This window comes from Rhizobium sp. USDA 3886 (genome assembly GCF_056279785.1).
The window spans coordinates 1326997-1346920 of the sequence record NZ_JBWCDC010000001.1 but is presented as its reverse complement, the minus strand read 5'-3'; the positions used below and the strand labels follow the sequence as shown (position 1 = coordinate 1346920).

At 62.1% G+C, this 19924-nt stretch carries 22 protein-coding genes; 17 read left to right on the top strand and 5 right to left on the bottom strand.

Annotated features, from left to right (window positions below; all coding sequences use genetic code 11):
• The first annotated feature begins 33 nt into the window (after positions 1–33).
• From ACZ9BX_RS07000 to cbiB, 5 genes are all read left to right on the top strand, one after another.
• Complete coding sequence (locus tag ACZ9BX_RS07000) at positions 34–984, top strand: nucleoside hydrolase (protein ID WP_476216696.1); 951 nt, start codon at positions 34–36, stop codon at positions 982–984.
• A gap of 165 nt (positions 985–1149) precedes the next feature.
• Positions 1150–1992, top strand: a complete 843-nt coding sequence (cobA, locus tag ACZ9BX_RS06995) for a uroporphyrinogen-III C-methyltransferase (protein ID WP_476216694.1) — start codon at positions 1150–1152, stop codon at positions 1990–1992.
• Positions 1989–3296: a cobyrinate a,c-diamide synthase gene (locus tag ACZ9BX_RS06990; RefSeq protein WP_476216692.1), complete on the top strand. Its 1308-nt coding sequence runs from the start codon at positions 1989–1991 to the stop codon at positions 3294–3296. The genes cobA and ACZ9BX_RS06990 overlap by 4 nt, the downstream gene beginning before the upstream one ends.
• A complete protein-coding gene (cobD, locus tag ACZ9BX_RS06985; RefSeq protein ID WP_476216690.1) occupies positions 3293–4294 on the top strand; it encodes a threonine-phosphate decarboxylase CobD in 1002 nt (333 codons plus the stop codon). The genes ACZ9BX_RS06990 and cobD overlap by 4 nt, the downstream gene beginning before the upstream one ends.
• Positions 4291–5271, top strand: a complete 981-nt coding sequence (gene cbiB, locus ACZ9BX_RS06980) for an adenosylcobinamide-phosphate synthase CbiB (RefSeq protein WP_132566690.1) — start codon at positions 4291–4293, stop codon at positions 5269–5271. The genes cobD and cbiB overlap by 4 nt, the downstream gene beginning before the upstream one ends.
• 79 nt (positions 5272–5350) lie before the next feature.
• Here cbiB and ACZ9BX_RS06975 read toward each other — a convergent pair whose 3' ends face one another.
• On the bottom strand, positions 5351–5980 hold the full coding sequence (locus tag ACZ9BX_RS06975; RefSeq protein ID WP_476216687.1) for a Vgb family protein: 630 nt from the start codon (positions 5978–5980) through the stop codon (positions 5351–5353).
• A 42-nt stretch (positions 5981–6022) separates the two neighbouring features.
• The gene (locus tag ACZ9BX_RS06970) at positions 6023–7243 is read right to left on the bottom strand and encodes a helix-turn-helix domain-containing protein (RefSeq protein WP_476216685.1); all 1221 of its coding nucleotides are present in this window, start codon (positions 7241–7243) and stop codon (positions 6023–6025) included.
• 121 nt (positions 7244–7364) lie between these two features.
• Here ACZ9BX_RS06970 and ACZ9BX_RS06965 point away from each other — a divergent pair, with 121 nt between their 5' ends.
• The 11 genes from ACZ9BX_RS06965 (at position 7365) to ACZ9BX_RS06915 (ending at position 15766) form a co-directional block, all read left to right on the top strand.
• Entirely contained in the window at positions 7365–8201 is an 837-nt protein-coding gene (locus ACZ9BX_RS06965; RefSeq protein ID WP_476216683.1) for a DUF899 domain-containing protein, read from the top strand.
• Positions 8182–8463 carry a hypothetical protein gene (locus ACZ9BX_RS06960; RefSeq protein WP_476216682.1) on the top strand — a complete coding sequence of 94 codons (282 nt, stop codon included), beginning with the start codon at positions 8182–8184 and terminating at the stop codon, positions 8461–8463. The genes ACZ9BX_RS06965 and ACZ9BX_RS06960 overlap by 20 nt, the downstream gene beginning before the upstream one ends.
• 24 nt (positions 8464–8487) lie before the next feature.
• Positions 8488–8691, top strand: a complete 204-nt coding sequence (locus ACZ9BX_RS06955; protein WP_476216680.1) for a hypothetical protein — start codon at positions 8488–8490, stop codon at positions 8689–8691.
• A gap of 13 nt (positions 8692–8704) precedes the next feature.
• Positions 8705–9022 (top strand): acyl carrier protein, encoded by a 318-nt coding sequence (locus ACZ9BX_RS06950; protein WP_087002718.1) that lies wholly within the window; start codon positions 8705–8707, stop codon positions 9020–9022.
• 114 nt (positions 9023–9136) lie between these two features.
• Entirely contained in the window at positions 9137–9619 is a 483-nt protein-coding gene (locus ACZ9BX_RS06945; RefSeq protein WP_476216678.1) for a 3-hydroxyacyl-ACP dehydratase FabZ family protein, read from the top strand.
• A complete protein-coding gene (locus ACZ9BX_RS06940) occupies positions 9616–10821 on the top strand; it encodes a beta-ketoacyl-ACP synthase (RefSeq protein WP_476216676.1) in 1206 nt (401 codons plus the stop codon). The genes ACZ9BX_RS06945 and ACZ9BX_RS06940 overlap by 4 nt, the downstream gene beginning before the upstream one ends.
• Before the next feature lie 11 nt (positions 10822–10832).
• Positions 10833–12119, top strand: a complete 1287-nt coding sequence (locus ACZ9BX_RS06935; RefSeq protein WP_132566676.1) for a beta-ketoacyl-ACP synthase — start codon at positions 10833–10835, stop codon at positions 12117–12119.
• 55 nt (positions 12120–12174) lie between these two features.
• Entirely contained in the window at positions 12175–13203 is a 1029-nt protein-coding gene (locus ACZ9BX_RS06930; protein ID WP_087002688.1) for a zinc-binding dehydrogenase, read from the top strand.
• Between the two features lie 4 nt (positions 13204–13207).
• The gene (locus ACZ9BX_RS06925) at positions 13208–14143 is read left to right on the top strand and encodes a lipid A biosynthesis lauroyl acyltransferase (protein WP_476216673.1); all 936 of its coding nucleotides are present in this window, start codon (positions 13208–13210) and stop codon (positions 14141–14143) included.
• A 190-nt stretch (positions 14144–14333) separates the two neighbouring features.
• A complete protein-coding gene (locus ACZ9BX_RS06920; protein ID WP_476216671.1) occupies positions 14334–15047 on the top strand; it encodes a PAS domain-containing protein in 714 nt (237 codons plus the stop codon).
• A gap of 137 nt (positions 15048–15184) precedes the next feature.
• Positions 15185–15766 (top strand): dienelactone hydrolase family protein, encoded by a 582-nt coding sequence (locus ACZ9BX_RS06915; protein ID WP_476216669.1) that lies wholly within the window; start codon positions 15185–15187, stop codon positions 15764–15766.
• Between the two features lie 79 nt (positions 15767–15845).
• Here the strand turns inward: ACZ9BX_RS06915 and ACZ9BX_RS06910 are convergent, their stop codons facing one another.
• A complete protein-coding gene (locus tag ACZ9BX_RS06910; RefSeq protein WP_476216668.1) occupies positions 15846–16202 on the bottom strand; it encodes a VOC family protein in 357 nt (118 codons plus the stop codon).
• A 3-nt stretch (positions 16203–16205) separates the two neighbouring features.
• Positions 16206–16604, bottom strand: a complete 399-nt coding sequence (locus tag ACZ9BX_RS06905; protein WP_476216666.1) for an SRPBCC family protein — start codon at positions 16602–16604, stop codon at positions 16206–16208.
• Positions 16605–16761: 157 nt separating this feature from the next.
• Between ACZ9BX_RS06905 and gndA the strand changes: the two genes are divergently transcribed.
• Positions 16762–18213: an NADP-dependent phosphogluconate dehydrogenase gene (gene gndA / locus ACZ9BX_RS06900; protein WP_198521611.1), complete on the top strand. Its 1452-nt coding sequence runs from the start codon at positions 16762–16764 to the stop codon at positions 18211–18213.
• Between the two features lie 325 nt (positions 18214–18538).
• On the opposite strand, the gene ACZ9BX_RS06895 is transcribed toward gndA, so the two are convergent.
• Positions 18539–19579 (bottom strand): LacI family transcriptional regulator, encoded by a 1041-nt coding sequence (locus ACZ9BX_RS06895; protein WP_132566666.1) that lies wholly within the window; start codon positions 19577–19579, stop codon positions 18539–18541.
• Positions 19580–19924: the final 345 nt, after the last annotated feature.

Genomic DNA, 19924 nt, shown 5'->3' with positions numbered 1-19924 from the left:
GGAAGGCAGCGGACAGCATAAAAAGGAAATCTCATGCACAAGGTCATTTATGACACGGACCCGGGCGTTGATGACGCCATGGCGCTCCTTTTCCTGCATCGTCATCCGGACATCGATCTGATCGGCATCACGACCATCTTCGGCAATGCCTCGATCAAAGCGACGACGCGCAACGCGCTGTTTCTGAAGCGCGAATGGAATATCCCCGCACCTGTTGCCAAGGGTGCTAGTATGACGATCGATCCTTCGCGCGAGGAAATTGGCTGGCCAACTTTGGTTCACGGCGACAACGGTCTCGGCAATATCGAAGTACCGGAAACGGTGGATCTGCCGCTCGATCCGCGTCCGGCCTACCGATTCATCATCGACACGGTGCGCGCCAATCCGGGGGAGGTGACGCTCGTTGCCGTCGGCCGCATGACGAACCTTGCGCTGGCGCTCAAGGAAGATCCGGAAATCGCCAAGCTCGTGAAAGCCGTCGTCATCATGGGCGGCAATTTCTATGTGCCGGGCAATGTCTCCCCGGTCGCGGAAGCCAATATTCACGGCGATCCCGAAGCTGCCGATATCGTCTTGACCGCGCCGTGGGAGGTGACCGTCGTCGGCCTCGACGTGACCTCGATCACGACCATGAGCCGGAGCTATCTCGCCGCTGCCGCTGCAAAGGGCGACAAGGCCGTGAAGATGCTGAACGACCTCTCGCAGTTCTACATCGATTTCTACACGCATGCGGTCGATGACGGCATGATGGTGCATGATAGCTGCGCCTGCGTCTATGTCGTGGCGCCGGAACTCTTCACGACCATCACCGGCTCCGTTCGGGTCGTCTGCGGCGGCATTGCCGACGGCCAGACGATCGTCAAGCCGGATGGCCGCCGTTTCCCGCCGGGCAAGTGGGACGGCCTGCCGAGCCAGGTCGTCTGCACCGGCGTCGAATCGGAAAAGGTCAACGACCTCATTCGCGAGACGCTGCTGCGCGTCTGAGGAAATACGGACCGGCCGGCGGTTTCTGCCGGTCCGTTCTTGCCGAGTCTAATCAATGGGATGGATCGGCGTCTTCAAAAATTGAGTAGGATTCCATCCGGCAACCTTAGGTCGCGAGTTGTCCTCGCCGTTGACCTTGCCTGCAGCCGGGCATAGATCACCTGAATGATCGAAAACGCGTTCTCACATCTGCCGGCGCTGGAGCCGGGCAGCGTCTGGCTCGTCGGCGCCGGGCCGGGCGATCCTGGCCTCCTGACGCTGCTTGCCGCCAAGGCGATGGCGGAAGCCGATGTGATCGTCCACGATGCGCTGGTGGACGAGGAATGTCTGAAGCTCGCGCGGGCTGACGCCGTTCTCGAATATGCCGGCAAACGGGGCGGCAAGCCTTCCGCGAAGCAGCGGGACATCTCGCTTCGCCTGGTCGAACTCGCGCGCTCCGGCAAGCGCGTTCTCAGGCTGAAGGGCGGCGATCCCTTCGTTTTCGGCCGCGGTGGCGAAGAGGCACTGACGCTGGTCGAGCACAACATCCCGTTCCGCATCGTGCCGGGGATCACGGCCGGCATCGGCGGGCTTGCTTATGCGGGTATTCCGGTCACTCATCGCGACATCAACCATGCGGTCACGTTCCTCACCGGCCATGATTCTTCCGGCATCGTGCCGGATGCGATCAACTGGGAGGCGATCGGCCGCGGTTCGCCGGTGATCGTCATCTATATGGCGATGAAACATATCGCCCAGATCAGCACCAACCTGATCGCCGCGGGCCGCAAGGCGTCGGAGCCGGTCGCCTTCGTCTGCAATGCGGCAACCAGCGGACAGCAGGTTCTGGAAACGACGCTTGGCGAGGCACCGGCGGCCATCACAGCCTCGGGCCTTGAGCCGCCTGCGATTGTCGTCGTCGGCGAGGTCGTGAGACTGCGCGCGTCGCTCGATTGGTTGGGCGCGCTCGCAGGTCGCAGGCTTGAGCCCGATCCGTTTCGCCGCACGGAAGGAAAGGTGACGGCATGAGCGGATTGCTGATCGCTGCGCCGTCCTCCGGCTCCGGCAAGACTACGATCACACTCGGCCTGCTTCGGGCGCTTCGCAACCGTGGCGTCGCGATCGCTCCCGGAAAGGCGGGCCCGGATTATATCGACCCTGCCTTTCACGCCGCCGCCAGCGGCACGCCCTGCCTGAATTTCGATGCCTGGGCCATGCGGCCCGAGCTGATTTCCGCCAATGCCGCGCTGCACCGGTCGGGCGATCGCATTCTCGTCATCGAGGCGATGATGGGCCTCTTCGACGGTGCCGCCGATGGCAAGGGGACAGCGGCCGATCTCGCCGCCATGCTCCGTCTATCCGTCGTGCTCGTCGTCGACGCCTCGCGCATGTCGCATTCGGTCGCGCCGCTCGTCAGCGGCTTTGCCGGTTTCCGCGCCGATGTGCGGATCGCGGGCGTCATTCTCAACAAGGTGGGCAGCGAGCGACACGAGACGATGCTGCGCCAGGCCCTCGATGCCATCCGCATGCCGGTCATCGCGGTCATCCGCAGCGACAAGACGCTGGCGCTTCCCGAGCGGCATCTCGGCCTCGTCCAGGCTGGCGAGCATCAGGGGCTGGAAGCCTTTATCGAGCACGCCGCCAAGGCAGTCTCGGCCGAATGCAATTTCGAATTTCTTCTGCGCATCGCGCGGCAAGGCCTCAACGTCCCCTCGGCGGCGAACATCCATCGGCTGGCGCCGCTCGGAAGCCGGATTGCCGTTGCCCGCGACATCGCCTTCGCCTTTTCCTACGAACATATGTTGCTCGGCTGGCGGCGGCGCGGGGCAACGATCTCCTTCTTCTCGCCGCTGGCCGACGAAGCACCCGCCGCCGATGCCGACGCGATCTACCTGCCGGGCGGATATCCGGAACTGCATGCCGGAGAGATCGCAGGCGCGCAGAATTTCCGCCGGGGGATGATCGAGGCTGCGGGACGCGGCACGCGCATTTACGGCGAGTGCGGCGGCTACATGGTCCTTGGCGAAGGATTGATCGATGCCGGCGGCGCACGGCACGACATGCTCGGCCTTCTGCCGCTCGTCACCAGCTATGAAGAGCGCAGCCGGCATCTCGGCTATCGCCGCGTTCAGCCCGTTGACGGGGCACTGTTCGATCATGCCATGACGGCCCATGAGTATCATTACTCCACTGTTGTTCGGGAAGGCGAGGCCGACCGGCTTTTCAGTGTGAGTGACGCGCTGGACATCGATCTCGGCAAGGCCGGCCTTCGCCGCGGCCAAATCGCTGGGTCCTACATGCATCTGATCGACCTTGCCGGAGCGACTGCATGAGCGCTCCGATCATGCATGGCGGCGGGATCACGGCCGCTGCCGCTGCCTTCGGCGGAAGGCCAGAGGATTGGCTTGATCTTTCAACCGGCATCAATCCAAGCCCGGCCGCGCTGCCGGACATCCCGGCGGAATCCTGGCATCGCCTGCCGGACGAGCATCTGGTGCAATCCGCCGTTGCCGCTGCCCGCGACTATTACCGCAGCGGCGACCTCCTGCCGCTGCCTGTTCCCGGCACGCAGTCCGTCATCCAGCTTCTGCCGCGGCTGGTCGAACCCGGCAGGCGAACCGCGATCGTCTCGCCGACCTATGGCGAATACGAAAAGGCGTTCCGGTCGGCGGGCATTGTCGTTGATGCGGTCGATGGGATCGGCGCTGTCGATGACCGGCATGCGCTTGCCATTGTCGTCAGTCCGAACAATCCCGATGGCCGAAGCTATCGGCCGGACGAACTGGCCGCTCTGCATGACCGGCTCAAAGGGCAGGGCGGTTATCTCGTCGTCGACGAAGCCTTCGGCGATGCCGAGCCGAATTTGAGTGTCGCGCCGCTGGCATCCCGGCTTTCGAATCTCATCATCTTCCGTTCGTTCGGAAAGTTCTTCGGGTTCGCAGGTCTACGGCTCGGCTTCGTTGTAGCTGCAAGCGATATCCGCGAGCGTTTCGAGGATTGGCTTGGTCCCTGGGCGGTGTCCGGCCCGGCGCTGTCGATTGCCGCGTCCTTGCTGCGGTCGGACAGCGCTCCGATCATCCGCGGAATCGCCGAACGCCACGATGCCTTGCGGGGCGCGCTAAAAAGTGCCGGTTTGAAAATAGCTGGCGGTACGCCGCTCTTCGCGCTTGTCGAAGACAGCCGCGCCGGCGGCATTCATGTGCATCTCTGCCGCCACCATATTCTCGTCCGCAAGTTCGACTATGCGCCGGAATGGCTGCGTTTCGGCCTCGCGCCCGATTCTGCTGCAGACAACAGGCTTGCGGCCGCTTTGGAAAGTTTTGACGGATGACGATCGACGAAAATCTCCTCGTGCTTTTGCTGGCGCTCCTTTTGGACCGGATCGTCGGCGACCCGGATTGGCTGTGGTCGCGGCTGCCGCATCCCGTAGTCATTTTTGGAAAGGCGATTTCGCATTTCGACCGGCAGTTCAACCGGGAGACGCTGACGAAGGCCGAGCGGCGGCTGAACGGCACGGTTTCGATAACTGTCCTGCTCGCATTCAGCGCCGTCGCCGGGCTCGTGCTGCACTGGTTCTTCGGCCTGTTCGGCTTTGTCGGCATTCTGCTCGAGGTTGTCTGCGTCGCGGTCTTCCTGGCGCAGAAGAGCCTAGCGGATCATGTCTCCGCGGTAGCAGAAGGCTTGCGCGGCGAGGGGATAGTCGGCGGACGCAGGGCCGTCTCCCGCATTGTCGGCCGCGATCCGGAAACACTGGACGAGCCGGGGGTCTGCCGCGCGGCGATCGAAAGCCTCGCCGAGAATTTCTCCGACGGCGTCGTTGCGCCGGCGCTTTGGTATGCCGTCCTCGGCCTGCCCGGCCTGTTCATCTACAAGATGCTGAATACCGCCGACTCGATGATCGGCCATAAGTCGGACAAGTATGTCGATTTCGGCTGGGCTTCTGCCCGCCTGGATGACTTGGCGAACTGGCCCGCGGCGCGTCTTGCCATCCTGCTGATCGCCGCGGGCGCCTGGCTTCGGCGCGGTGCAAACGCCAGCCGTGAGGCCTTGCGGGTTGCGATCCGCGACGGCGGTCTGCATCGCTCACCGAATTCCGGCCGGCCCGAGGCGGCGATGGCCGGTGCGCTCGATGTTCAACTGGCAGGCCCGCGCGTCTATTCCGGCATCGTCGTCAGCGAACCGATGATCAACGGCGCAGGCCGCGGCACCGCGACCGTCAAGGATGTCGAGGACGGCGTTGCGGTCTTCAATGCGAGCTGCATGATACTGGCGATCACGGTGTTTCTGGCATTCGCTGTTCTGCTCTGACGGCGGTTCCGCAAGGCCGCTTCGACTACCCGTTTGTGGAGCCGGCGAATGCTTCGGTGCCGCCGCCGGCCGCCGATCCTCAGGTGGGCCGGCGAATGGCCCGCACTTTCCCGCTTCGTCCGCCGCCGCAGAAGAATTGATCGCTGCCGTTCGACTCGAGCCCTGAAATGCCCATTCTAGGCGGCATTTCGACGCTCTCCAGAACCTTGCCCGTTTCCGGATCGATATGCCTCACCTCGCTTTCGTCGGCTTCCCAGGTGGCGTGCCAGAGCTCGCCGTCGACCCAGGTGACGCCGGTGACGAAGCGGTTGGAATCGATGGTGCGAAGAATAGCGCCCGTTTGCGGATCGATCTGATGGATTTTCCGGTCCCGGTATTGCCCCACCCAGAGCGTCCCCTCGGCCCAGGCAAGCCCGGAGTCGCCGCCGCCGGGTGCCGGTATCGTGGCGAGCACGCGGCCGGTCTTCGGGTCGATCTTCTGGATGCTATCCTCAGCGATCTGAAACAGGTGCTCGCCGTCGAAGGTCGTCCCTGCGTGCGCGGCAACATCAATGGAGCGCACCATCTCTCCGCTCGCGGGGTCGAGGGCGTTCAGTTTGTCTCCGGAGGCAAACCAGACGTGCTGGCCATCGAAGGTGACGCCGGCCACGTCCTCGGCACCCGGAAAGGGTCCATATTCACGGAGGATTTCAGCTGCGGATCTTTTCATGATTCCACCCTGTCATTTCAGGTTTCAACTCAGGCCCTGACCTTAATTACCCGGCAGCGGACCGGGGAGTAACAAGATTGTCGGGAATCCCGGTACAGGCGGGGTCATCCAGCGGCGCGCCCGTCCGCGGCCATAAGACTGCACCTTGCCTGCTGCCGCAAGCTGCTCGAGCGCCCTTTGCACGGTGCGAGGACTTGCTCCAAGCGCAATGGCGAGTGCCGAGCTCGACCACGACTCGCCATCGGCGAGAAAGGCGAGCACCGCCGCATGCTGCTCTTCGACGGGCGGCACCAGCACGACGATCTCGCGGGTATGACGCGGTGCCAGCGCGAAGCCTCGCTTCGTTGCCCTAACATCTGCCAGCGCCCGAAGCTCAGCGCGCAGCCGGCCGATTTCCACCCTCAGCCGCGCGCGATGCGATTCATCGGCATGCTTTGCCCGGAACGTGCGAGCGAGAAGCGTGCCCCTCGACACGTCCCCGGGCCAGGCTTCGCTGAGCGCGCGGGCAAGCGCGAACAAGACCGGGCGTGTGGCGAGCGAGACCGCCACGCCTGCGTTCCACACGACGTGGCGGCACGCATCCACGACGAGCGCCTCCGACGCCAGGAGCGTTTCGACCTCATCGAGCAGGAGCGGGCGTTCCTCGCCACGCGAAATCAGGCGCGCCGCCGGCGTTATCAGGAGGAGGGACGCGCTTTCGACCTCCGCGCTCAGCGCCGGGATAGCCGCTTCGCGTGCGGCGTGTTCGGCACGAACGAGCGCGGCCCGCGCCGCCTTCGTCTGCAGGCGCCGGATCGCGATCCCCGCGGCTACCAACTCATGGGCGACCCTCGAAGCAGGCGGGAGCGGCGTGGGATCGAGGCCTGCAAGAATGCGCTCAGCTTCGTCGAGGCGGCCGATTAGGAGCAACCGCCGGACCTCGAGATTGCTGGCATGCGCGGCGTTGATATGGTCGCCGTGTGCTTCGAGTGTCGCCCGCGCGGCGTCGAGCGCCTTCGCCGGCCAGGTCAGGTCGCGCGAGACGAGTGCGATCTCGGCCTCGGCGACGACGCACCTCGCGCGGGCCATAGCTTCTCTCGGACCGAAGGCGCGCGCCGCACTCTTGAGCAGAGCCTTGGCCCGGTCGAGATCGCCGAGCTGCGCCATCGCGATGCCTCTGAGCGCAAGCGCCGGCGCGTCGTCACGGAGGGCGACCCGCTTCAGTGCGCCGAGGGGATCGCCCGCCGCGAGGGCGCGTGCCGCAGCAGTGATCAGCGAGTCCATCGGAATCCCGTCACACTTGTAACTCCCACCATGTCGATAACCGGCCCTAGTCTATTCACGACCAGCAAGCAACACGCCGCACCGAAAATGGACGGCGACAAACAGCCAAAGGAGAAGAATGATGACGGCACACGTAACCGGAACACGCGAAGAGTGGTTGTCGGCACGGCTCGACCTGCTTGAGGATGAGAAGGAACTGACGCGGCGCAGCGACGCTTTGGCGCTGCGCCGTCAGGAACTGCCCCGGGTCCGGATCGACAAGGACTACCGGTTCGAAACCGGCGAAGGAAGCGCCTCGCTGGCGGACCTTTTCGGCGGGCGCTCGCAGCTTCTCGTCTACCACTTCATGTTCGGCCCCGACTATACAGCCGGATGCCCGTCCTGCTCTTCGATCGCCGATGGGTTCAACGGCATCGTCGTCCATCTTGAGAACCACGACGTCGCCTTCTCGGCGGTCTCGCGCGCGCCGCTCGCAAAGCTGCAGGCGTTCAAGCAGCGGATGGGCTGGACCTTTCCCTGGGCGTCGTCGAACGGCGGCGACTTCAACCGTGACTTCAGCGTCTGGTTCACCGAGGAGGAGCAGCGTGAGGGCAACATTGAATACAACTTCCGCCGTGAACCGCCGGCACCCGAGCCGCTCGCCGGAAAGACCGTTCAGGAATGGCAGTTGCGCGGCAGTGAAGGGCCGGTCGCGCAGATCGCGGCCATGACCGGAACCGACGTTCCCACCTATACGCGCGACAGGCCTGGTCTCAGCGCGTTCGTGCTCGAAGACGGCGTCGTCTACCACACCTATTCCAGTTATGCGCGCGGATTGGACGGCCTGTGGGGCATGTACCAGTGGCTCGACCGTGCGCCCAAGGGACGCAACGAGCACGGCGTCTGGTGGCGCCACAACGACGAGTACGGCAAGCAAATTCGCCGGGAGGTTCAAAACCATGATTGCTGCTCAGCGTGAAACTGCGGGCGCCTCGGGCGGAAGCGGCAACCTGGCCGCCCTCGGTGCCGCCGATTGGCTATCCCTTGCGGCGGCCCCGACCTTCGCGGTCATGGCGCTGCTGACAGGGGTCTCTGGCGGTGCGGACATGATCTGCTCTGCCGCAGCCGATGCGTCACCGCTGACCGGAATGATCCCGATGTACTTGCTCATGAGCGCCTTCCATTTGGCGCCGTGGCTGAAGCTGATCTCCAGCCGGCGAGGCGGTGCGCGCCGGTCTTGATCTGATGCTTGCCTCGCGGCAAGCATGGCCTCAAATTCACGACGGAGTGGCTACGCCAGCATGATCGGTATTAAAGCGATCTGCGGCGCAATCAACGAGTGGCATTTGCTGCCGAATATCGCGGGCAAGGCTGCCGGATCGACGTTCCGGGCCTTGCCCGGACTGCTGTTTCGGCAACAGTTGTCCGTCAAATTTGAAAGCAGGTTGTGCGAAAGCATTGGCTTTTGAAATGGATTTGCCTATGAGGGGGATAAATTCGTCATTCAAAGAGGTACAGTGCGTGACCGCTACATTCGATAAAGTTGCCGACATCATTGCAGAAACCAGCGAGATCGATCGCGAGACGATCACGCCGGAGAGCCATACGATCGACGACCTCGGTATCGACAGCCTCGATTTCCTCGATATCGTTTTCGCCATCGACAAGGAATTCGGCATCAAGATCCCGCTCGAAAAGTGGACGCAGGAAGTCAACGAGGGCAAGGTTTCCACCGAGGAATATTTCGTGCTGAAGAACCTCTGTGCCAAGATCGATGAGCTTCGCGCCGCCAAGGCCTGAGCGACACAGCTATCTTTTTTCTCCGCCCTGCCTCTGCGAATCGTAGCGGCCGGGCGGTTTTGTTCCTAACTAGGCGTATCCGGCGCTCTCTTCCCTGCCGGGCCGGAGGATCCGATGCTGCTGGAATATTTCCAGATGATTGACCGCGTGGAAGCGGTCGACCTCGAAAAGGGTGTGCTCAAGGCGCGTTCCGTCGTGCCGGCGAAAAGCCCTGTCTTCGAAGGCCATTTTCCGGGGATGCCGCTCGTTCCGGGCGTGCTTCTCATCGAAACCATGGCGCAGGCCTCCGGCATGCTGGTGCTGGCCGTGACCGATTTTGCCGCGATGCCATTCCTGATGTCGGTCGACGGCGCCAAAATGCGCACCTTTGTCGAACCCGAGGCGGTTCTCGACATCGAGGCGTTTCTGGAGCATGACGGGTCCGGTTTTGCCGTGACCAAGGCAAAGATCACGAGCGGCGGCAAGAAGGTCTGCGATGCGCAATTGAAGCTGCGCACCATGCCTTTCAGCGAGGTTCCGCTCGGCGATATCGTGAAAAAGCGTGCGGGCGAGGTTGGTTTGATGGATGCGATCGCCGCGCAGGGAGTAAAGGGATGAGCAAGGCTCAAAATGATGTCGTCATCACCGGCGTCGGTATCGTCACCTGTCAGGGCGTCGGCAAGGATGCGCATGTCGCGCTTTTGACGGCAGGCCGGGCGCCGGAGCCGATCGTCGAGACGGAGAAGTTCAAGCCCTATCCGGTGCATCCGCTGCCGGAAATCGACTGGTCGCAGCAGATCGCCAAGCGTGGCGATCAGCGCCAGATGGAGAACTGGCAGCGCATCGGCGTCTTTGCCGCCGGCCTGGCGCTCGATGACGCGGGCTTCAAGGAGAATGCGGAAGCCTGCGGCACGATGGACATGATCGTGGCGGCCGGCGGCGGCGAGCGTGACATCAATGTCGATACGCTGATCGTCGACGAAGGCCTGAAGCGCAATGATCGCGAGCTCTTGCTCAACGAGAAGCTGACCACGGAACTGCGCCCGACGCTCTTCCTGGCGCAGCTTTCCAACCTGCTCGCCGGCAATATCTCGATCGTCCACAAGGTCACCGGCTCCTCGCGCACCTTCATGGGCGAGGAGGCTGCCGGCATCTCCGCGGTAGAAACCGCGTTCCACCGGATCAAGTCGGGTGAATCCACGCACGCACTCGTCGGCGGCGCCTTTGCCGCCGAGCGGCAGGACATGATCCTGCTGCCCGAAGCGATCGGCGCGCACCTGCAGGGCAAATGGGCGCCGCTTTGGTCGCGCAAGGATAGCGAAGGCGGCGGCATGATCCTCGGTACGGCCGGGTCGTTTCTCATTCTGGAATCGCGTGAGCATGCGGAGGCGCGAGGCGCGCATATCTACGCGACGATCGATTCCATCGAAGGCGACCGCGGCAGTCGGAATGCCGGTAACCTCGAGGCCCGTCTCGAGCGCCTGCTACAGCCGGCCAAGACGCTTGCGCCGGAAACGACTGCGATCTTCTCGGGCTCGACCGGAATGCATGACCTGGCAGAGCGCGAGAAGGTTGTCCTGGAGCATCAGCTTCCGGGTGCGGCCGTCCGCGGTTTCAGCGGCGTGTCCGGCCATGCCATCGAAGCGCAGTTTACCCTTGGCCTTGCTTTTGCGGCACTCGCCGTCGACAGCAAGGCGAAGGTGCCGCCTTTCGACGCTGCCCATGAAAAGCCGATGAATGCTGGTACCACGGCCGCAGTCGTGACCACGATCGGCCACCAGCGCGGCGAGGGTGTCGCCGTTCTTTCCGCGGATGCGTGAGGAGTGATCATATGACAGAAGCGACTTACAAGGATCATCTCGGCCGGCCGATCGTCGCGGTCACGGGTATGGGCATCATCACCTCGCTCGGCCAGGGTCTCAAGGACAACTGGGCCGCGCTGACCTCCGGCACCTCCGGGATCCACGGCATCACGCGCTTTCCGACCGACGGACTCTCGACCCGCATCGCCGGCACTGTCGATTTCATCGACATCCCGGTACCGAACGCCGTCGAGCGCTCCTATGCCTTCGCGCGCGAAACGACGATCGAAGCGCTCACCGATGCCGGCATCTCCGGCGATTTCAACGGTCCGCTCTTCCTTGCTGCGCCGCCGATCGAGCCGGAATGGAGCGCCCGCTTCGATCTCGCCGACCGCTCGCCGCCGTCCGGTCATCCGGGTGACGCCTACGAGCGGTTCCTCGCTGCGATGCGCCAGCGGACGGATGCGGCCTTCCATGAAGCGGCATTGTTCGGCGCGATCTCCGAGCGTCTGGCCGACCGTTTCGGTACGCGCGGGCTGCCGGTCACGCTGTCGACCGCCTGCGCCTCGGGCGCGACGGCGATCCAGCTCGGCATTGAGGCGATCCGCCAGGGCCGGACCGATCGCGCCCTTGCCGTTGCCACCGACGGGTCGCTGAGCGCTGAAGCACTCATCCGCTTCTCGCTGCTGTCCGCGTTGTCGACGCAGAACGATCCGCCGACCAAGGCTTCCAAGCCCTTCAGCAAGGATCGCGACGGTTTCGTCATTGCCGAAGGTGCAGCAACGCTGGTCCTTGAATCGCTGGAAGCGGCAGTCGCGCGAGGCGCCAAGGTGCTCGGGATCATGAAGGGCGCCGGCGAAAAAGCCGATTCCTTCCACCGCACCCGTTCGTCGCCCGATGGCGGCCCGGCGATCGCGACGATCCGTGCAGCACTTGCCGATGCGGGTATCGATGAAAGCGGCATCGGCTACATCAACGCGCATGGCACGTCGACGCCGGAAAACGACAAGATGGAGTACGGCTCCATGCTTGCCGTCTTCGGCGAGCGGATGGCCTCCATTCCGCTGTCGTCCAACAAGTCGATGATCGGCCATACGCTGACGGCGGCCGGCGCGGTCGAAGCGGTGTTCTCGCTGCAGACCATGCTCACAGGCACGTTGCCACCGACGATCAACTACAACAACCCGGATCCGACGATCGTTCTCGATGTCGTGCCCAACAAGAAGCGCGAACAGCAGGTTTCAGCCGTGCTTTCGAACTCTTTCGGCTTCGGCGGACAGAACGCCAGCCTTGTCATGGCGCTCGAACCGGCTTAAGCGGTTGCCGACAAAACAAGAGAGATAAACCGCCTTCGAGGCGAGAGGTTTTCGTATGCGCGCTTTGCAATTGGTCGACGACCGCAAGCTTGAGATCACCGACCTGCCGGAACCGGATGCTCCGGCTGCCGGCGAGGTGACGCTGCGCGTCAAGGCAGTCGCCCTTAACCATATTGATGTCTGGGGCTGGCGCGGCATGGCATTTGCCAAGCGCAAGATGCCGCTCGTCATCGGAGCGGAGGCTTCAGGCGTCGTGGAGGCCATTGGTCCTGGCGTTGCGAATGTCCTGCCCGGCCAGCTCGTTGCGATCTACGGCGCGCGCACCTGCGGCCTCTGCCGTCCGTGCCGCGAAGGCCGCGACAATCTCTGCGAACACGTCTCCGGCGTTCACGGTTTCCATCTCGACGGTTTCGCGCAGGAGAAGGTGAACCTTCCCGCCCGCCTGCTCGTTCCGGCCCCTCCCGGTGTCGATGCCATAGGCGCGGCTCTGGCGCCTGTCACCTTCGGCACGGTCGAGCATATGCTTTTCGACAATGCCAAGCTCGAACCCGGTGAGACGATTCTCGTCCATGCCGGCGGTTCAGGCATCGGCACGGCTGCCATCCAGCTCGCTAAGAAGATCGGCTGCACGGTCATCACCACCGTTGGCTCGGACGACAAGATCGAGAGGGCGAAGGCGCTCGGCGCCGATCACGTCATCAACTACCGCACCGATCGCTTCGAGGGCGTCGTGCGCAAGCTCACGAAGAAGAAGGGCGTTGATGTCGTCTTCGAACACGTGGGCAAGGATACCTGGGCCGGCTCGATGCTGTGCATGAAGCGCGGCGGCCGCCTCGTCACCTGCGGCTCGACGTCGGGCGTTTCCACCGACATGAACCTGATGATGCTCTTCCAGCAGCAGCTGAAGCTGCTCGGCTCCTTCGGCTGCCGCATGGAGAACATGGCAAACGCCATGCAGAAGATGGGCCGCGGCCTCGTTCATCCGGTCATCGATACCGAAGTCGGCTTCGACGATATCGACCGCGCGCTTGAGCGGATGGAATCCCGGCAGATCTTCGGCAAGATCATCCTGAAGATGGACTGAACCGGTGAAGCTCTTCCTCACCCGGATCGTTCTGAAGCTCGAGCATTTTCGCCAATGGCTGATCGCTCAGGCTGCTTTCGGCTTCATGAATTTCCTGAAGCTGTTTCCGGCTGATGGTGCGATCCGGTTTGCTGATTGGCTGACCCGCAAGATCGGCCCGTACACGCCGCGTCACAAGCTGATGCTCTACAATCTGAAAAACGCCTTTCCCGAAAAGAGCGATGCGGAAATAGAACAGATCGCCTTCGCAAGCTGGGGCAATATGGGCAGGCTCGCCGCCGAATACGTCTTTCTCGACCGGCTGTTCGATTTCGATCCGGAAAGAACCGAGCCAGGCAGGGTGGAGGTCTCGGGCATCCCGATCTTCCTCGACCTGCGGGACAATCCCCGGCCGTTCATCGTCTTTACGGCGCATACCGGCAATTTCGAACTTCTGCCCGTCGGCGGCGCTGCCTTCGGCCTGCATGTGACGGTTCTCTTCCGTCCGCCGAACAATCCTTATGTCGCCCAGAAGGTCTTTGATTTCCGCAGCGCCCGCATGGGCAAGCTCGTGCCGTCGCATGCCGGCTCGTCCTTTGCCCTGGCGCGTCAGCTCGAAGCCGGGCAGGGCGTTGGCGTACTCGTCGACCAGAAGTTCCGCAAGGGCCTGAAGACCACCTTCTTCGGCCTGGACGTCAAAACGAACCCCTTGTTGCCGAAACTCGTCCGTCAGTTCAACTGCGAGGTTTATCCTGCGCGCTGCATCCGGCTTCCCGGCAATCGCTACCGGCTGGAGATCGAGCCGAAGCTGGACATGCCGCGTGACGAAAAGGGCAATCTCGACGTGACGGCGACTGCGCAGATTCTGAATGACAAGGTCGAAAGCTGGGTGCGGGAATATCCAGCCCAATGGCTCTGGTACCACGACCGCTGGAAGATAAAGCACGAATTGTTGAAGTGAAAGAGGCGCCAGCCTCTCATATCTTATCTACTAAAACCCATGTGTCGTTCGCGTTGAATGTGAACGCTGTTCATGTTACCCATCGCTACTAGGGCGAGTAGCGGAATTCATATTAATGTCGTCTGCGTTGAATTCCGTAAAAGCGGGGAGAATATGAATCCCTCTGAAGAATGAGGGACATGGAGGCGCCTTGCTCGAACTTTTGCAGGCTTTTTCGTTACGCTGCTCGCAGATCGACGAGGCGATTCGTCTCGGTGATGATGTGCGTGTTGCAACCCTTGACGGTGGAATCGATCTTTTGGTCCAGGCAATTGTGGGCCACGAGGCAGTCAACCTGATGGAGATGTACATGCAGCTTCAGTTTGTCGGCTATCTGCTGCAGCAGGAAGCAGACGATGCTGCCAGCGTCAGCCATTACGCAGCCGTTCTCACATCTCTTTTGGAGCGCTATTTCGGTGCGTCGCCGCGTCCGGAGTTTGCGCCACCCCCGGAATGGCCGCTGCCTGCGCCGAAGGCCTATGTGCCCAATGTCGACAACGGCAATTTTTTGAATTCGGCGATCTTGGAGACCTTGCCGGATCGCGTCGCCGTGCTCACGCGCGACTACCGCTATCTTTATTCCAATCCGGTGAACTGTGCATATCTCGGACGAAAGCCGATCGAGATGATCGGCCGCCATGTGATGGAGTTCATCGGCGAGGAACTGTTTCTGACGCAGGCGAAGGCCAATTTCGATGCCTGTTTTGCGGGGCAGCATGTCGAATACAACTACGCCCAGCGCGGAGAATCCAAGGCCACGCGTTGCCGCATGTCGCCCTTGCGCGACCTGTCCGGGCAGGTTCTGGGCGCGCTCGTCGTTCTCGAAGCTGCCGATGCCGGCGCGGTTTCGACGATTGCGGCTTAGTCGCAAAAATCTGGCGTTTGTTACCCCGAGCTGGAATACCGGTTCGACGCATCTGAGATGTCTGCATCCTACGCTTGCTGATCCGCGCACAGATTCGCTATTACTATTGGAATTCGCGTCCGATTTGGAGCTTCCCCATGGCCGAGGTTCTACTGTTCCATCACGCACAGGGGCTGACCGCCGGTGTGCGTGCGTTCGCTGACGACTTGCGGATCGCCGGGCACACGGTGCACACGCCGGACCTGTTCGACGGACGCACCTTCCGAAACATCGACGAGGGTGTCGCATACATCGGCGAGATCGGGTTCGACGACATGCGGGAGAAAGGCGTCCGCGTCGCGGACGAACTGCCCCCCGAGCTCGTATACGCAGGGTTCTCATTCGGCGTGCTGCCGGCGCAGAAGCTCGCGCAGTCACGGCCCGGAACCCGCGGAGCCCTGCTCTTATATTCCTGCCTCCCGATTAGCGGCGAGTGGGCCTTCGGACCCTGGCCGGATGGCGTCCCGGTCCAAATTCATGGCATGGACAATGACCCGATCTTCGTCGGCGAAGGCGACATCGACGCCGCCCGCGAGATCGTGGAGAAGGTGGCCGATGCTGAGCTTTTCCTGTACCCTGGCGACCAGCACTACTTTGCCGACAGCTCGCTGCCGTCGTACGATGCGGATGCCACTGCGCTGCTTACCCGACGGGTGATTGAGTTCTTGAACCGTGTCTAACCCATGCTGGCGAGGGCTTGGCTGAGGCGCAAACGGAAGCGTTGTACCAAGCGTCGGATTTCGCCGCTGACTTCTTACCCTAAGACTTGCTCCACACGCCCAACTCATAGCCGTCCTTATCGAGGAAATGAAAGCGCCGCCCGCCCGGAAAGGCGGCGATCGGCTTTGCGATCGTGCCTCCGGCACGTTCGACCTTGTCCAGGGCTTCCTCGAGTTTGTCGGCGTACAGGATCACAAGCGGACCGCCACCGGCGCGGGGCGGTTGGATATTGGTGAAGCCGCCCGCCAGGCGGCCGTCATTGAATTCGCAATAGCTGGAGCCGTAGTCGGTGAAACTCCAACCGAATGCACTGCCGTAGAAGGCCTTGGCCGCCTCTATGTCGGCGACGGTGAATTCGATGTAGTCGATCTTCAGGTCGTTTGCGCTCTTTTCCATCGGTTATTTCTCCATCAGTGATTTCAAGGCGCCGAGATCCCTCTGCACATGGGCCGCATCCTCTGCGAACTGCTCGTCCGTCATGCCCGGCCGTTTCAACAGCGTGAACATTACCTCGCAGCCGTCGCCGTTCGGCACGATCCGCAGCGCGTTGTAAACCCGCAGTCCACTTTCGATCGTGACCGTATGGTCGATGACGCCGAACTCGTTGTGCGGAACGAAGCTCACGCGCACAGTTCCGAGAGGGCCGTGCGCGACCCAGTCGCTTCCTTCCGGTTCCAGGCCGGAGGCCAGCCCCGAGGCCCAGAGCGGCATATTCTCCGGCTTGCTGGCAAAGTCGTAGACGTCCTTCCAGTGCTGGCTGATCGAGCAGTGGACGATTTTGGCGGGCAGGGTGCTCATCGGATTTTCCTCAGTGTCTCCGCAGACGATAATAGCAGACAGGAAGGTGGCGTTGAAGGAAACGGCCGTTGCGCTTTCGAACTGCGCGCTGCCGAACTGATTGGCGCCCTCCCAGACTTGCCGTTTTACCCGGAGAATGCCACAACACCGGTCCAAAATGACTCATCGGAGGTGTATCGTGGAAAAGGCAGAAATCGGGCTGATCGGCCTTGCCGTCATGGGTTCCAACCTGGCGCTCAACATCGCGGAAAAAGGCAACAAGATCGCAGTCTTCAACCGCACTCCCGAAAAGACAGACGAGTTCTACGAAAGCGCCGGTGATCTCAAGAAGCAGATCATTCCCTGCAAGACCATCGAGGAATTCGTCGATGCGATTCGCCCGCCGCGCCCGATCATCATCATGATCAAGGCCGGCGACGCCGTCGACCAGCAGATGGAAGCGCTTCGCCCCCACCTTTCCAAGGGCGACATCATGATTGACGCCGGTAACGCCAATTTCCGCGATACCATCGCCCGGTTCGACCGCCTCAAGGATACGGACCTCACCTTCATCGGCATGGGTGTTTCCGGCGGTGAGGAAGGCGCCCGCCACGGCCCGTCGATCATGGTCGGCGGCACCGAGGATTCCTGGAAGCGCGTCGAAAAGGTGCTGACCTCGATCGCCGCCAAGTACAACGGCGATCCCTGCGTCGCCTGGCTAGGCAACGACGGCGCCGGCCACTTCGTCAAGACAATCCACAACGGTATCGAATATGCTGACATGCAGATGATCGCCGAAATCTACGGCATCCTGCGCGACGGCTTGGGTAAGAGCGCCGGCGAGATCAGCAAGATCTTCGGCGAATGGAACAAGGGCCGCCTGAACTCCTATCTCATCGAGATTTCCGAAAAGGTGCTGGCCGCGGCCGATCCCGTGTCGGGCGGCCCGATGGTCGACATGATCCTCGACAAGGCTGGCCAGAAGGGCACCGGCAAATGGTCGGCGATCGAAGCGCAGAACATGGGCATTCCGGCGACCGCCATCGAGGCTGCCGTTGCGGCCCGCAGTATTTCGTCGATGAAAGACCAGCGTGAAGCCGCCGAGAGTATCTTCGGCAGGCCGAAATACGAGTTCCCGATCGCTTACGGTCCGGACCTCGACAAGGACCTTGAACTGGCGCTCTTTGCCGCCAAGATCGGCGCCTATGCGCAGGGCTTTGCGGTGATGGCCGAAGCTTCCCGCGAGTTCAATTGGTCGCTGCCCATGCCGGTGATCGCCAAGATCTGGCGCGCCGGCTGCATCATCCGCTCGCAGTTCCTGGACGAGATCACCTCGGCCTTCACCAAGGCCCCGGATGCTGCGAACCTCGTCGTCACGCCGGCCTTTTCGGAAATGGTCAAGGAGTCGATCCCGTCGCTCCGCCGCGTCGTTGCGGCAGCCTTGCAGGCAGGTCTGCCGGTCCCGGCGCTCACCTCGGCGCTCACCTATTTCGACGCCTACCGCCAGGGCCGCGGCACCGCAAACCTCATCCAGGCCCAGCGCGACTTCTTCGGCGCCCACGGCTTCGACCGCCTCGACGGCAAGGATTTCCACCACGGCCCCTGGGGCAGCGGTGCTTCGACGTTCTGAGGCGGAATATACTCGCTGACGCTGAAGCCGGACGCAGAACTTCGAATTCTGTCCGGCCTCAGCGGCGAAAATGCTCTTTGAATTATAGAGGGTCACCCTGAGCGGATATGACATCTCGCAGGATTTCATTTAGGCGTTCAGGCCTCTCCAGCGGCACGTAATGCCCGCAATCCGGAATAGTCAGTAAGCGGCCTTTGTGGGCGGAGTTTGCTTGTGCGGCGCTCACTTTAAGACCAGGTGTGATGTCCTCTGCACCTGAAATGATCGTAACAGGCGCATAAAGCATCGAGAGTGCGGTTTTGAACCGCCATGAAGCATGCGCCGCCTATCTGCGATCATCCGGCCAGACTGGTTTGCTGATGCTTTGCAGCAATTCCGGCTCGATGCCGTCGATGCGGGCGATGACGGCCTTGGCCAGTTCGCGGCCGGCGTGGCGAACGTCTTCATTGGCGGTGATGATCTCCGGCCTGATCCAGTTCAAGATCGACGCGGACTGCTTGGAGACCATGTCGATATCGTCGCCGACGCGCCTACTCGCCGCCTCGATGCCGGCGTTGACGGCAATGGCCGCACTTCCGGCCGAACAGACGATGCCGTCGGGTGCGTTCGGCGAGCGCATCATCGTTTCGACTGCGTTCTTGACCTCCTCCAACGGCGTATCGGTGTTGACGCGCAGGGGAACTTCCTCCGCGCCATAGTCGTGTAGACCGGTCTGGAAGCCGATCCTTGTATGGGCATAGTAAGTGAGCTTGCTCGCCGGCTGGAGCAGGGCGATGCGCCTGCGGCCGCGCTCGACGAGCCGTTTCACCGCCTCGTGCGCGAAGGCTTCGTTGTCGAAATCGTGATAGGGGTGCACCAGCCCCGCATCCGTCCGGCCGTGGGTCGCGAAGGGCATGTTCTGTTCGGCGAGCAACCGCACGCGCGGATCGTCGGGCTCGATGCGAGAAATGATGACGCCGTCGGCAGAGCCGGTGTCGAGGATGTAGCGCACAGGCAGCATAGGGTCCTTGCTGTGTGAGTGCGGTGTCACGACGATGTGGTACGGCGTGCCGGTCAGCACCTCGGAAATGCCGAAGACGATCTGGCTCGAGAAGCCCATGATCTCTTCATCGATTGAAAGGACGAGCGCGATGACATTGGTCTTGCCGGTCCTGAGCCGTACGCCGGCGCGGTTCGGCTGGTAGCCGAGCTGGCGCGCCACCATGCGCACGCGCTCCTTGGTTTCCGCGCCGATATCCGGTGCGTCCTTGAGAGCCCGTGAAACCGTGGTGATGCCCAGGCCCGTCATGAAGGCGATTGTCTTCAGCGTCGGCCGCTCGCGCTGGATAGCCGCTGCCGCTCCTCCAGAATTTCTCTTGTTTTCCATCCCTTTAGGTCACCTTCGCGCGATTTCGGTTCGCTTGTAGATTGTTTTTCGTAGCACCGTAAGCGCACTCCTCACTCAAAGCGCTCCCCTCTGAGTAATGAAATCTGTAACGATACAGTAGAAATGTCGAGCACTTTTTATGATGTTCTGTGCATCGATAGACGCTTAGGTTGAATCGACGATTCAAGCATGATTTTTTTGCACTTGCGAACACATTTTCTTCAAATGACATGTCCAGGACTAAAAAACATGACGTTATATCAATATGTTGGATTGTTCTCCGTTCTGCGGCCATGCGTGCTCAACTTAATGCCATATGTCGCGAAATTGTGGAGCAAGAACAGG

Coding starts and splice junctions, on each gene's coding strand:
- ACZ9BX_RS07000 (WP_476216696.1), top strand. CDS start 34: ATGCACAAGGTCATTTATGACACGGACCCGGGCGTTGATGACGCCATG.
- cobA (WP_476216694.1), top strand. CDS start 1,150: ATGATCGAAAACGCGTTCTCACATCTGCCGGCGCTGGAGCCGGGCAGC.
- ACZ9BX_RS06990 (WP_476216692.1), top strand. CDS start 1,989: ATGAGCGGATTGCTGATCGCTGCGCCGTCCTCCGGCTCCGGCAAGACT.
- cobD (WP_476216690.1), top strand. CDS start 3,293: ATGAGCGCTCCGATCATGCATGGCGGCGGGATCACGGCCGCTGCCGCT.
- cbiB (WP_132566690.1), top strand. CDS start 4,291: ATGACGATCGACGAAAATCTCCTCGTGCTTTTGCTGGCGCTCCTTTTG.
- ACZ9BX_RS06975 (WP_476216687.1), bottom strand. CDS start 5,980: ATGAAAAGATCCGCAGCTGAAATCCTCCGTGAATATGGACCCTTTCCG.
- ACZ9BX_RS06970 (WP_476216685.1), bottom strand. CDS start 7,243: ATGGACTCGCTGATCACTGCTGCGGCACGCGCCCTCGCGGCGGGCGAT.
- ACZ9BX_RS06965 (WP_476216683.1), top strand. CDS start 7,365: ATGACGGCACACGTAACCGGAACACGCGAAGAGTGGTTGTCGGCACGG.
- ACZ9BX_RS06960 (WP_476216682.1), top strand. CDS start 8,182: ATGATTGCTGCTCAGCGTGAAACTGCGGGCGCCTCGGGCGGAAGCGGC.
- ACZ9BX_RS06955 (WP_476216680.1), top strand. CDS start 8,488: ATGGCCTCAAATTCACGACGGAGTGGCTACGCCAGCATGATCGGTATT.
- ACZ9BX_RS06950 (WP_087002718.1), top strand. CDS start 8,705: ATGAGGGGGATAAATTCGTCATTCAAAGAGGTACAGTGCGTGACCGCT.
- ACZ9BX_RS06945 (WP_476216678.1), top strand. CDS start 9,137: ATGCTGCTGGAATATTTCCAGATGATTGACCGCGTGGAAGCGGTCGAC.
- ACZ9BX_RS06940 (WP_476216676.1), top strand. CDS start 9,616: ATGAGCAAGGCTCAAAATGATGTCGTCATCACCGGCGTCGGTATCGTC.
- ACZ9BX_RS06935 (WP_132566676.1), top strand. CDS start 10,833: ATGACAGAAGCGACTTACAAGGATCATCTCGGCCGGCCGATCGTCGCG.
- ACZ9BX_RS06930 (WP_087002688.1), top strand. CDS start 12,175: ATGCGCGCTTTGCAATTGGTCGACGACCGCAAGCTTGAGATCACCGAC.
- ACZ9BX_RS06915 (WP_476216669.1), top strand. CDS start 15,185: ATGGCCGAGGTTCTACTGTTCCATCACGCACAGGGGCTGACCGCCGGT.
- ACZ9BX_RS06910 (WP_476216668.1), bottom strand. CDS start 16,202: ATGGAAAAGAGCGCAAACGACCTGAAGATCGACTACATCGAATTCACC.
- ACZ9BX_RS06905 (WP_476216666.1), bottom strand. CDS start 16,604: ATGAGCACCCTGCCCGCCAAAATCGTCCACTGCTCGATCAGCCAGCAC.
- gndA (WP_198521611.1), top strand. CDS start 16,762: ATGACTCATCGGAGGTGTATCGTGGAAAAGGCAGAAATCGGGCTGATC.
- ACZ9BX_RS06895 (WP_132566666.1), bottom strand. CDS start 19,579: ATGGAAAACAAGAGAAATTCTGGAGGAGCGGCAGCGGCTATCCAGCGC.